This is a genomic window from Hymenobacter puniceus (genome assembly GCF_014333525.1).
GTDB lineage: Bacteria > Bacteroidota > Bacteroidia > Cytophagales > Hymenobacteraceae > Hymenobacter.
The window spans coordinates 38,738-51,952 of sequence record NZ_JACSCX010000001.1 but is presented as its reverse complement, the minus strand read 5'-3'; the positions used below and the strand labels follow the sequence as shown (position 1 = coordinate 51,952).

The following is a 13,215-nucleotide window of genomic DNA, read 5'->3' as shown; positions in this document are numbered from 1 at the left end:
AACGCACCAAACTAGCCTCAGGGCTGGTCCCACCACACGGGGCGGGTGGCGTAGTCGGGGTCGAGGCCGCCGATGGCCTGCACGTTCTGCGGGTTGTACTGGGTTTCGGTGAGAGCCGGCAGCAGGCGGCGCGGGAACTTACGCTGCGTAGGGTCGGCGGGAACCGGGTTGAAGATGGGGTTCACGCCGTTCGGGAAAGCCAGGTTCACGTAGATATCGGAGCGGAAATCAAAGCGCCGCATATCCGACCACGCCTCGGGGTTCAGAAACAAGGCAATGTACTTCTGCTCCATGATGCGCTTGAAGTCCAGCTGCGCCTCGGTCTGGGCCACGGCGGCGCTGCTGAGGTAGCCATCAATCTGCTGCTGGGTCAGGATCGGGAACGTAACCGTGAGGCCCTGCGAGGCGAAGGTACCACCCGTACCAATTTTGCGGATGTGCGCCTCAATGCCCTGCCGGTAGGCCTGCAGCGCCCGGGTGCGGTTGCCGAGGCGGAACGCGGCTTCGGCCTCAATGAACTTCAGCTCGTGGTAGGTAATGATTTCGTGGTAGCCCAGGTCGCGGGCGTACCAGCCGGAGTAGAAATCGGAAGCGCCACCGGTCTGGGCAATGGGCGTGCCGCCCGATACGCCAGGGTTAGTGCCCACACTCACAGAGGTAGCCATAACGGCCAGACGCGGGTCCGTTACGCCCGGATACGTAGCATTGGCCGCACTACCGTTCAGGTAGCGCAGCAGATTCACAGAAAACGTAGCGCCGGCAAAATTGGCGCGCGCCGTACCGAAAATGCTGGTGCTGCCCGTCACGGGTGGCACCGGCACCTCCATCTGGAGCTGCGCATCGTCGGCCGAGGAAGTGAAACCCTTGTCTACGGCAGCCAATACGGCCTGGGCGCTGTAGTTGCCTTTTTTGGTAAGGTGCTGCAGCTGCCGGGCCCGCAGCGAGTAAGCCAGCTTCACCCACTTGGTGGCGTCGCCGCGGTACAGGATGTCGCCGCTGGGGCTGGGCACGGTGGTGTAGAGTGGGCGCACGTTGGCCGAAGCCGGCTTCAGCATTTCCTGCTCGCCTTCGTCCAGCAGCCGGAAAATCGTCTGGTAAATCTGCTCCTGCGGGTCGTATTTCGGCGAGAAGTTGCCGCCGCCCTGGAAGGCTTCCGTGAACGGCACGTCGCCCATCATGTCGGTGAGGTGAGCCAGCGACATGGCCTGCGTGATTTTAGCGGCGCCCACATAATACGGCGAGCCTTCTGCCTCGGCCGCCGTGATGGTGGCGCGCAGGTTGCCCGACGCGTAGAAGTAGAAGTAGTTGAACGTGTTGTTGCCGTTGCCGGTGGCAAAGTAGTACTGGTCGGTGCTAGAGGCCGGGGCCCGGCGCACGATATGCTGCGTGATGTAAGGCGTCACGAGCGACGTAAACATCTGCTGCTGGAAGGCCTGGGAAATGCCGCCGGGCAGCAGGAAGTTAGGCGTCGAGCTGATAGGGTTGTTGGGGTCGGTGTTTACGTCGAGGAAACTCTCGCACGAGCTTAGCGCCCCGCCACCCGCCAGCAGACCCAGAAGGAGAAGGTATTTTTTCATGGAATGTTGAAGAGTTGATAGTTGCTGATTGATGGATAAGAAGCTGCCAGTCAGGAAAGAAGCCAGCTGCCGAAAAGCGTGGCTGGCGTCAGTGCCAACATGCTTTTCACAATCAACAGAACAGAGTTAGAAGTTCACGCGCAGGGCCATATCGACGCCGCGGGTAGCGGGCGTGCTGCCGTAGTCGAAGCCGCCCGAGCCACCGCCGCGCACCCCGGCGCCAGCCGCAGCCGTTTCGGGGTCAGCACCAGAGTAGTTCGTGAACAGCACTAGGTTGCGGCCCGTCACGCTCAGCTCTACGCCTTTCACAAAGCCTTTGCCCAGCAGCGTAGCCGGCAGCCGGTAGGCCAGCGTGGCGTAGCGCAGGCGGGTCCAGGAGCCATCTTCCACGAAGGCCCAGCCGGTGCCGCCCACCTGGTTGATGAAGTAGCCCTGGGTGAGTTCCACGGGGCGCGTGTTCGGCGAGTACGTGCCGTCGGAAGCGCGTACCACACCCTCGATAACGGCGGTCTGGTTGCGGTCCAGCGTCTTGTTGCTGAGGCCCGAACGCACGGCAATCCACTCGTTGCCGTTCACCACATCGCCGCCCTTGCGGAAGTCCAGCATAAACGCCAGCGACAAGCCTTTATAGGCCAGCGTGTTGGTGAGCTGGGTGGTGAACTGCGGCGCCCGGTCGCCGGCGTACACAAACGTGCCCGCCACCACCGACGGATAGCCGGTAGTAGGGCTGATAATCACCTGCCCGAAATAAGGCGAGCTGGTGTCCGTGACGCGGGCGTAGTCCTGCACGCCGATGGACGTAATGGGCCGGTTGGGGAAGGCGCTGCCGCGAGCCACGTCAATCACCCACGAGTCCGACTGGTTTACTTCGGTCAAGAAGCTCGGCAGCTTTTTGGCGCGGTTCTCATTGTGGAAGAAGTTGGCCAGCACGTCCCAGGTGAAGCCCGAGGCCGTCTGCACGGGCCGACCGTTCAGGGCAATTTCCACGCCTTTGTTGGTAACGGTGCCACCGTTGATGTACTGCAGAATGTAGCCCGAAGCCTGGCTGACGCGGGGCGCAATCAGCTGGTCGCGGGTTTCCGAGTAGTACACGCCGGCATCGAGGCCCAGGCGGCCTTTCAGGAACTGGAAGTCCAGGCCGGCCTCGTAGGAGCGGGTGCGCTCGGGCTTGAGCAACGCGTTTGAGCCGAAGAATCCCTGGCGGAAGCCCTGCCCGATGTAGGTGCTCTGGGCTAGCGGCGAATCTACGCGGTAGGGGCCGGTGTCTTTGCCTACCTCGGCCACGGCCAGCCGCAGCTTGCCGTAGTTCAGGATGGAGTTGTTGTCGAGGCCCAGCGTGCGCGAAAACTCGTAGCCCAGCGTGGCCGAGCCGTACAGGAAGCCCTGCCCGTAGTTCTTGCCTTTGTCAGGCCGTGGCAGCGTCGACGACATGTCATAGCGCGCACTTACTTCCATCGTTACCTGCTTGAACAGGTCCACGTTGATACGGGCAAAGTTGCCCACCAGCCGCCGCAGCGAGTTGGTGGTCAGGGCGCCGCGGTTTACGGTGTTGTTGATGGAGTTGAAGTTGGGCGAACGAAATACCAGACCAATGATGTCGGTGGTTTCGCGCAGGCCCTGCTCCACGGAGTTGCCCAGCAGCAACGAGCCGCTGATGTTCTCGTTGAACGAGTGCGACAGAATGGCCGTCAGGTTGGAGTTGAGCAGCCGGTTCTGGGTGGTTGTCTCCGAAATGCCGCCGTCCTGGTTGTTGGGCTGCGAGGTGCCCACCGCCCGGATGGAGCGGACTTTTTCGGTGTAGAAGTCGGTGCCCAGGTTGTAGTTTACCGTCAGCCATTTCACCGGCTCGTACGTCACCTGCGCGTTACCGATGAGGCGGTTGGTGCGGTCCGTAATCGGGTTGCGCTCCACCGTGAAGTAGGGGTTGTCGGCGTCGGAGCTGCCGATGCCGCCAATCAGGCGGCGGCGCGTGCCGTCGGGGTTGAGGTAGTTGCGGGCGTCGTCGTTGCGGGGCCAGGTCAGCAAGCTCACCATGTAGCCACCCGAGCCGCCAAACAGGCCCGGGCCCTGCAGCGGCCGACGGCCACCCGAGTTCAGGTATTGCGCCGAACCCTGGGCCCGAATTTTGGGTGACACCTGCAGCGTGCCCGACAAGCGCACCGTGCTTTTATCGAACTCCGAGTTGCGGGCCACGCCGGTCTGGTCGAGGTGCGAGGCCGAAAGCAGGAACGAGCCTTTCTCAGTGCCGCCCGTCACGGTCAGGTAGTTCTGGTAGTTGTAGGCGGTTTTGTAGAAGTCGCCCAGGTTATCGTATACCGTTTCGCCGGGCGCAAACTGCGGCCCCCACGAAGAGCGGGTGGTCGCATCAAAAATGCCGGCCGCGCCCTGCTTGTATTTGTCCTGCAGCTTGGGCAGGCGGTTCACCTCGTCTACCGACACCTGCGTGCGGTAGTCCACCGTCACGACACCTGACTTGCCTTTTTTGGTGGTAATGATAACGGCGCCGTTGGCGGCCCGCAAGCCGTAGAGCGCGGCGGCGGCCGGGCCCTTCAGCACGGTCATGGTTTCCACGTCCTCGGGGTTGATGTCGGCGGCGCGGTTCTGCGACGACACCGAGCGACCCAGCAAGCCGTTGAAGGCCGAGCCACCGCCCGGCGCCGTCGACTCCACGAACGACGTGTTGTCCATGATGATGCCGTCAATTACGAACAGCGGCTGGTTGTCGCCGTCCAGCGAGTTGCCGCCCCGGATAACGATGGAAGCGCCTTCGCCGGCCCCACCACCCGAACTGGTCACCTGCACGCCCGCTACCTTGCCCTGCAGGGCATTCACGATGTTGGGCTGGCGCGACTCGATGATATCCTTGCTGGAAACTTCCTGGGCGCCATAGTTCACCTGGCGGCGCTCCTGCTTGATTCCAAAGGCCGTTACGATGACGTCGTTCAGCGCCGTGGTGTTTTCCTTGAGGCTGATATCCACGGAGCCGTCGTTGCCGACGGTGCGCTCCTGGGCGGTATAGCCGATAAAGCTGAAGCTCAGGGTGCTGCCCGGGGCGGCCTGCAGCGTGTAGCGGCCGTCGGAGCCGGTGCTGGCACCGTTGGTGGTGCCTTTCACGAGCACCGTCACGCCGGGCAGCGGCGTGTTGTTGGCGTCAGTCACGATGCCCGTGACTGTGCGCAGGTTCTGTTGGGCATGGGCTGGAAGGGCCGCCGCCACACTCAGGACCGGCGCTAGCAAGTAGAGTCTGTTCATAGAGAAATGAGGTGTGGGAGTTGGTGAGAGATTAAGCAAAGAAAATCGGCCGAAACCGGACTGCTATGCACAGTCTGGCTCCGGCCGGTGAAAGAGCACGCACACAAGCAAAAAGCAACAAAGTAGCGTGTTAGCCATGAAAAAGCGTGTAAATGAACTGCAGTAGCCGCCATTTTGAGACGGTTAGGCCGAAAAAACAACAGGCCAGTCCAAAAAGGCGGGATTAAAGCTAGAAAGCAGCGCAATAGTAGCCAACTATATATAGTATTTTATTTAGCGTGGATTTGACTTTGAATGCTGCCGCCAAAATCCCATTTTTCCGCGCTTTCCAAGTCCATCTTCCCACCTGTTGCCCCTACTTTATGTCTGCTGCCAGTTCTGCCGCCTCGCGCGTACCCGTCCGTGTCTTTCCCGATTCCGAGCAAGCCTCTGTGCAGGTGGCCCGCGAGCTGGCTGCCTTTATCCGGCAGCGGGCCCAGGAGGGCCGCCCGGCTGTGCTGGGCCTCGCCACCGGCTCGTCGCCGACGCGGGTGTACGAGGAGCTGGTGCGGCTGCACCGCGAGGAAGGCCTCAGCTTCCAGAATGTGGTCAGCTTCAACCTCGACGAGTATTTCCCGATGGCGCCCGACTCGCTGCAGAGCTACGTGCGCTTCATGCGCGAGTACCTCTTCGACCACATCGACATCAAGCCCGAAAACGTGCACATCCCCGACGGCACCGTGCCCGCCGACCAGGTTGGCGAGTTCTGCCGCCGCTATGAAGAGCAGATCCGCGAGGCCGGCGGCATCGACTGGCAGCTGCTGGGCATCGGGCGTACCGGCCACATCGGCTTCAACGAGCCCGGCTCCGGCGCCGCCTCGCGCACCCGCCTCATTACCCTCGACCACATCACGCGCACCGACGCCGCCTCCGACTTCTACGGTGAGGAAAACGTGCCGCGCCGCGCTATTACGATGGGCGTAGGCACCATTCTGGAAGCCCGCCACATTGTGCTGCTGGCCTGGGGCGAAGGCAAAGCGGCCGTGATAAAGCGCATGGTGGAAGGCGAGCCCACCGACACCGTGCCGGCCACCTATCTGCAGCACCACCCCGCCGTGCAGGCCGTGCTCGATGAGGCCGCCGCCGCCGAGCTCAGCTCGCGCAAAACGCCCTGGCTGGCCGGCCAGACCAGCAACTGGCAGGATGCCGCCCAAGTGCGGAAAGCCGTGACTTGGCTGGCCCGGCTGGTGGAAAAGCCCATCCTCAAGCTCACCGACGAAGACTACAACGAAAACGGCCTTTCCGACCTCCTGGCCGAAGCCGAAGGGCAGGCGTATAGCCTCAACATTCGAGTGTTCAACGAGCTGCAGCACACTATTACGGGCTGGCCCGGCGGCAAGCCCAACGCCGACGATACGCACCGCCCCGAGCGGGCCACGCCCTTCCCCAAGCGGGCCCTCATCTTCTCGCCCCACCCCGACGACGACGTAATCAGCATGGGCGGCACGCTGATCCGGCTGGTGGACCAGGGGCACGAGGTGCACGTAGCGTACCAGACCTCCGGCAACATTGCCGTGTTCGATGACGAGGCCATCCGCTTCGCCGATTTCGTGGCCGACTACGACGAGGCCTTCAGCTTAGCCAGCGAGCAGCCCGCCGACAATCTGTACCGCCGCGTGGCCGACACGCTCAAAAGCAAGCAGCCCGGCCAGGTAGACTCCGACGAGGTGCAGCAGATCAAGGGCCTGATCCGGCGCGGCGAGGCCAAGAGCGCCCTGCGCTACGCCGGCCTCGACCCCGACACCCGCGCCCACTTCCAGGACCTGCCGTTCTACGAAACCGGCCGGGTGCGCAAAAAGCCGCTCGGCGAAGAGGATATCCAGCTTACCATCGACCTGCTCAACCGGCTGCAGCCCCACCAGATCTACGCCGCCGGCGACCTGAGCGACCCGCACGGCACGCACCGCGTGTGTCTGGCGGCCATTTTTGAAGCCGTGCGGCGGCTGAAAGCGGCGGGCACGCCCTGGCTGCAGGATTGCTGGGTGTGGCTGTACCGCGGCGCCTGGCAGGAGTGGGACGTGGCCCAGATTGAAATGGCCGTGCCGCTAAGCCCGCAGGAACTCACGCGCAAGCGCCGCGCCATCTTCAAGCACCAAAGCCAGAAAGACCGGCCGCTGTTTCCGGGCGCCGACCAGCGCGAGTTCTGGCAGCGCGCCGAGGAGCGCAACCGCACCACCGCCCGCATCTACGACCAGCTGGGTCTGCCCGAATATGAAGGCATCGAGGCCTTTGTGCGCTGGCATTTTTAGGGTAGCGCAACGGCTTCTTAACGTACTAGCTCGCTGAGGCTTGGAGTGTGTTTGGGATGTTAAAAAAGCGCCGTTTGCGTCATGCTGAACGAAGTCGGAGAGTCTCTGCCATCTTGGTGAAAGGCGCCCAGACGAAGCAGTAGAGATGCTTCGGCTTCGCTCAGCATGACGTTCTTTTTAAATTCTCAGACACGCTCTTGGCTACGCTCTGGGTGCTGTACGCAGTGCATGAGCTATAACTAAGATTAATAGCCTATATTTCTTGGCATAGTGCCTCTGATTTCCACACCTCTTGCTCTCTACCTGTATGGGAAACACCTACTTCTCTACCCGGCTAACCCGCTCCGTGGGGTGGCTGCCGGTGTGTCTGCTGCTGGCCAGCTCAGCCACTGCCCAGAACACGCGCTATACGTTGCGGGGCCGCGTGCAGGACGCCGCGGGCGAGGCAGTGCCCGGCGCTTCGGTGCGCATCCTCAACACTGTGCTTGGCACGGCCTCAGGCATTGATGGCTCGTTCGAGCTGGCGGCCGCGCTGAATCCCGGCACCTATACGCTGGAAGTATCGTCGGTGGGCTACCGGCCGCAGCGGCAGACGGTGGCGCTGGGCACCGATGCCAGCTTTGCCGTACCCGTTGTCAGCCTCACCGAGGATCTGGTGCGGCTGAATGACGTGGTAGTGACGGGTACCTCGGTGGCTACCAGCAAGCGCCAGCTCGGCAACACCATTGCTACGGTGCAGGCCGCCGAGCTGCTGACTGCTGTGCCCACCCAGATTGACCAGGCGCTGCAGGGCAAGTTTTCAGGCGTGCAGATCACGCAGAACTCCGGCAACCCGGCGGGCGGCATTTCGGTGCGGCTGCGCGGGCCCAGCACGGTGGCGGGCTCGTCGGAGCCGCTCTATATCATTGATGGCGTAATCGTCAACAACGACTCGCCGCAGCTGCTTGATCTGGGTGGTTCGGCCCAAAATCGGCTGGTGGATATTTCGCCCAATGATATTGAACGGATTGAGGTGATAAAAGGCGCGGCAGCGGCGGCCATCTACGGCTCGCGAGCTTCCAACGGCGTGGTGCAGATTTTCACCAAGCGCGGCCGCGACGGGGTGCCACAGATTACGGTTTCGTCGCAGTTTCTGGTATCGCAGCTCCGCAAAAAGCTCGACTACAACCAGTATCCGTTTCGGTTTGTGAACACCAACAACGCCGACCTCACCCAGGAGCCGGTGCAGCGCTACGACTATCAGGAAGATATCTTCCGCACGGCCATCGGCACCGACAACTACGTGTCGCTTTCGGGGGGCAATGGCGGCACCAAGTACTTTGCTTCCGGCAACTATTTCCGCAACCAGGGCATCATTGACAACAGCGAGTTCAACCGCGGCGGCGGGCGGGTGCGGGTGCAGCAGACGCTGGGCAGCAAAGCCAGCCTGAGCGCCGGTGCCGCCTATACCCTCAGCCAAAGCCGCGACGTACCCAACGGCGGCATTACGGAAGCATATGGAGCCCTCACCGGCTTTATTTTCTCCAACAACGACATCAACCCGGCCCCCGACCCCATAACCGGGCGCTACCCCAGCACGGCGCGGGCCATTGCGCGCACCAACCCGCTGGAAGCCATCAACCGCTTCGACTTCCGGCAGCGCACGTCCCGCTTCATCGGCGACGTGCAACTTAACCTCACCCCCTTCGCGGGCTTCACCGTAGACTACGTGCTGGGCTACGATGCCAGCACGCAGGTGGGCACGGGCTTTATTCCGGTGGGCAGCACGGCGCCCACCTACACCGCCGGCTTTGCCCGCCGCGCCGACCGCACGGCGCTGCTCACCAACAATGACCTGACGCTGAGTTACCGCCGTGACTTTCTGCCCTGGCTGGCCAGCACCACTACCGCCGGCGGCACCCTGCAGTCTGACCAGAGTTTTACCACCGGCATCCGCAGCACCCAGTTGGCGCCTTTGGTGCAAACCACTTCCAGTGGTATTGCCGTAGCGAATGAGTTCCGCTCGGAGCGCACCATTCGGGGAGCCTTTTTGCAACAAACGTTGGGCTTGGGCAACCGCGTGTTCCTGACTGGCGCCGTGCGCGTAGATGAGGGCTCGATTTATGGAGCCAACAACCGCCGCCAGACGTATTATAAGGCCGGCGCCTCTTATGTGCTGTCAGATGAGGCGTTTTACAAGGAAAGCTTCCTGGGCCGGGCGCTACCCCAGCTGAAATTACGCGCATCCTACGGCCAAGCCGGCAACCTTACGGCCATTGACCCTTACGGCCGCTTCACTAACTTCGAACCGGTGCAGGCCGGGGCAGTACCAGGCTTGCTGGCCAGCACGCTGCAAGGCAATGCCAACCTAGGTCCTGAGCGCCAAGAAGAGTTTGAAGCAGGCTTTGATTTGAGCATGCTCAATGACCGGTTGAGCTTCGAGTTTTCGTACTACGACAAGCAGGTGAACGACCTGATTCTGCGCCGCGACCTGAATTTTAGTAGTGGGTTTTCCTTTCAGTTTGCCAATGTTGGGCAGCTCACCAACCGGGGTGTAGAGCTGCTGGTGCGGGCCGTGCCGGTGCAGGCCACGGCGGCGCGCTGGACCGTCACGGGCACGTTCACCACCAATCGCAACAAAATCACCAACATCCCGAACGGTCTCGTCACGTTCCCCGATGGCTTTGGGCTGGTGGCGGCCGTGGAAGGCCAGCCGCTAGGCACCTACTATGGTACCTATTCGGCCCGCAACCCCGATGGGTCCTTGCTGCTCACGCCTGCCGGGCTGCCGCAGCGCGAGCGGGGCGTACAAACTACGCCCGCCAACGGCACCCCGCAGCGCGGCGCCGACGGGCAGCCGTCGGGCGCGCTGCTCAACGGTGTCGTGGGCAACCCCAACCCGCGCTACATTGCCTCGCTGATCAACGAGGTGGCGTTGCTCGACAACCGCCTCACGCTACGCGTGCAGTTTGACACCCAGCAGAATTTCGACGTGTTCAACTTCACGAAGCGCGTAGGCACCCGCGACATTTTCGGCGGGCTGGCGGGCTATGAGGCGGAGCTGCGCGGCGAGGTAGCCAAAGGCACCAGCACGGCCGCCTACAACACGTTCGACAAGTGGGTGGAAGACGGCTCGTTTGTGAAGCTGCGCGAAGCGTCCGTGAGCTTTCTGATTAAGCCCAAAGCTATGGGCTTGCGCGATTTGCGCCTGAGCGTAGCGGGGCGCAACCTGCTCGTCTTCACTGACTACACCGGCTACGACCCCGAGGTAAACGCCGCCGGCCAGAGCAACGCCGTACGCGGCTTCGATTTTGTGGAGGTGCCCATTCCCCGGTCGGTGTCGGTGGGTTTCAATGCCACTTTCTAGGGAAGTGACTTTTACCTTTTACTCCTCAAGAACATGAAAGCACTTTTCTATAAACTGCCCGTTGCCGGCCTTGCCCTCCTGACCTTGCTGGCCGGCTGCAGCCTCGACCTGCCCAACCCCAATGCGGCCTCTGACGCGGACACGCTGACCTCGCGGGAGGGCGTACTGGCGTTGAGCGTGGGCTTGCGCCAGGTGTATTCCACACAGGCGTTGGAACCCATCATCCTCACCACCGGCACCACGGCCCGCGAAGTGAAGGGCATTACCACGTTTTTCAACATCACGGAGCTGGAGCAGGGCGGGCCGCAACTTTCGCCCAACAACGCCAACACCTCAGCCCTGTTTGCCCGCAACTACCGCGTCATCCGCACCGCCGACCAGCTGATTGCGGCGGCGCCGACCGTGCTGTCGGCCGACGCCGCCACCCGCAGCGGTGTACTGGCCCATGCTTATCTGTTCAAGGCCGCGGCCCTGGCAGGCGTAGCTTCGGGCTTCGAGCAGGGCCCGCTGACGGCTGCCGACGGGGCGCCCGCCTACGTGCCGCGCCAGCAATTGCTGGCCGAAGGCATCCGGTTATTGGACTTGGCCGCACAGGAGCTGACAACCACGGCACCGTCAGCTGAATTCAACACCACCGTGCTCGGCACCAATTTCAACCTGCCTAACACAGTGCAGGCCTACCGCGCCCGCCTCAACCTGCGGGCCGGCAACTACGCCGCGGCCCTCACGGCCGCCAACCTCGTGAATCTGACCGTACGCTCGGAGTTCACCTATTCGGCGCAAAATCCCAATCCGGTGTTTCAATTTACCATTCTAGCCGGCACCAACTTCCGCCCCCGCGACAATTTCGGGCTGCCCGCCAACCTGGTGGAAGCCAACGACGGGCGCCTGGCTTTCTTCCTGACCGGGCCAGTGGTACGCAACACCGAAAACGGCAGCACCGACAATATCCGGTCGTTGGCCGGCTTTTTCGGAACGGTTAGTAGTTTTATTCCGGCATACCAGCCCGACGAAATCCGGCTGATTCGGGCCGAGGCCAATCTGCGGGGGGCCACGCCCAACTTAGCGGCGGCGCTGACGGACATCAACGCCGTGCGCACCCAGGCCAGCGGCGATTTATTTGGGGTGCACGCCAACCTGCCGGCCTACAGCGGACCGCTGACCGTGGATGCGCTGTTGCTGGAAGTGTACAAGCAGCGCAGCGCCGAGCTGTTTTTGAGCGGCCAGCGCCTGGAAGATAGCCGCCGCTTCGCGCGGCCAACGCCCCCGGCCAGCCTGACGGAGCGCAACCGCAATTTCTACCCGTATCCGCAGCAGGAGCGGGTCAACAACCCCAACACGCCCGCTGATCCGGCCATCTAGTTGGGGAGAACAGGCTGAACACACGAACGGCTGGCTTCTGCTTCGGGTAGGGGCCAGCCGTTCGTGTGTTCAGCCAATAAGGGAAAGTGCTTGTGACGCGGCCGTATTTCATAGCTTTGAATATTCTCGCTTCATCATAATCTGCCACTGATCTGCTATGCAAACCACCACCCAGGCTGCTATAGAAACTACCGGCGCCGTGCCGCTGGCCGAAGCCTCGCAGCCGGCCCGCCTGATTTCACTTGACGTGTTCCGGGGCCTCACCGTCATGGCCATGATTCTGGTGAACAACCCCGGCGACTGGGGCCACATCTACGCGCCGCTGGAGCATGCGCACTGGCACGGCTGCACGCCTACCGACCTGATATTCCCGTTTTTCCTGTTCATCGTAGGCGTCAGCATCGTGTACGCGCTGGACGGGGCGCGGCAGAAGCCAGAGACGCACGGCCGCACGATGGTGCGTATCCTGAAACGGTCGGCCATTCTGTTCGGGCTGGGGCTGCTGGGGGCCTTATACCCGAAGTTCGAGTTTGAGACGCTGCGGATTCCGGGGGTGCTGGCGCGCATTTCGTGGGTATTTCTGGTGTGCGGGCTGCTGTTTCTGAAAACCACGCGGCAACAGCAAATCGGGTTGCTGGCTTTCGCGCTGGTGCTCTACAATGTGCTGCTGCAGGTGGTGCCGGTGCCCGGTTACGGGGCCGCTAATCTGGAGGCTGGTACCAATTTCGGCGCCTGGCTGGATCGGCTGGTGTTCACCGAAAATCACCTCTGGAAAAGCAGCCGCACCTGGGACCCCGAAGGCCTGCTCGGTACGCTGCCCGCCATCGGCACGGGCCTGCTCGGGATGCTGACGGCGCAGTGGCTGCGCCGCAAAGACGTGGAGCCGGCAACCCGCGTGGCGTGGCTGTTCGTGGCGGGCGGGGCGGCTGTGCTGATGGGCATGGTCTGGAACGGCTGGTTTCCCATCAACAAAAGCCTCTGGACTAGCTCCTACGTGCTCTACACCGGTGGCCTAGCCATGATGGCACTAGCTGCTCTCTACTGGCTGACGGACGTGCAGAACTACCGTGGTTGGTGGACCAAGCCGGCGCTGGCCTACGGCGTAAATGCCATTACCGTGTTCTTCCTGTCGGCTATCGTCTCCAAAACTCTCAACCTGATCAAAGTTGGCGACGTGACGTTGCGCGCCTGGCTCTATAACACATTTTTCACGCCCTACTTTAGCCCTATCAATGCCTCGCTGGCTGGCGCGCTGGTGTGCGTGCTTATTTGGCTGGGTGTGCTGTGGGTGATGTATAAGAAAGGCGTGATTATTAAGGTGTAATAAAAACTGTCATCCTGAGCGGAGCGAAGGACCTTATCACGTTAGAACAAGCCTTTTTTGGGCAGG

6 protein-coding genes are annotated in these 13,215 nt (G+C 62.2%); 4 read left to right on the top strand and 2 right to left on the bottom strand.

Translation table 11 applies throughout. The features are described 5' to 3' along the window. Positions 1-17: 17 nt before the first annotated feature. Entirely contained in the window at positions 18-1,577 is a 1,560-nt protein-coding gene (locus H8B14_RS00210) for a SusD/RagB family nutrient-binding outer membrane lipoprotein (RefSeq protein ID WP_187313629.1), read from the bottom strand. A gap of 126 nt (positions 1,578-1,703) precedes the next feature. Continuing rightward, on the bottom strand, positions 1,704-4,829 hold the full coding sequence (locus tag H8B14_RS00205; protein WP_187313628.1) for a SusC/RagA family TonB-linked outer membrane protein: 3,126 nt from the start codon (positions 4,827-4,829) through the stop codon (positions 1,704-1,706). A gap of 362 nt (positions 4,830-5,191) precedes the next feature. On the opposite strand from H8B14_RS00205, the gene nagB reads away from it, so the two are divergent. The 4 genes from nagB (at position 5,192) to H8B14_RS00185 (ending at position 13,149) form a co-directional block, all read left to right on the top strand. After that, on the top strand, positions 5,192-7,117 hold the full coding sequence (gene nagB, locus H8B14_RS00200; protein WP_187313627.1) for a glucosamine-6-phosphate deaminase: 1,926 nt from the start codon (positions 5,192-5,194) through the stop codon (positions 7,115-7,117). Positions 7,118-7,424: 307 nt separating this feature from the next. Beyond that, complete coding sequence (locus H8B14_RS00195; protein WP_187313626.1) at positions 7,425-10,463, top strand: SusC/RagA family TonB-linked outer membrane protein; 3,039 nt, start codon at positions 7,425-7,427, stop codon at positions 10,461-10,463. Between the two features lie 33 nt (positions 10,464-10,496). Then, complete coding sequence (locus H8B14_RS00190; protein ID WP_187313625.1) at positions 10,497-11,825, top strand: RagB/SusD family nutrient uptake outer membrane protein; 1,329 nt, start codon at positions 10,497-10,499, stop codon at positions 11,823-11,825. A 157-nt stretch (positions 11,826-11,982) separates the two neighbouring features. Further along, a complete protein-coding gene (locus tag H8B14_RS00185; protein ID WP_187313624.1) occupies positions 11,983-13,149 on the top strand; it encodes an acyltransferase family protein in 1,167 nt (388 codons plus the stop codon). Positions 13,150-13,215: the final 66 nt, after the last annotated feature.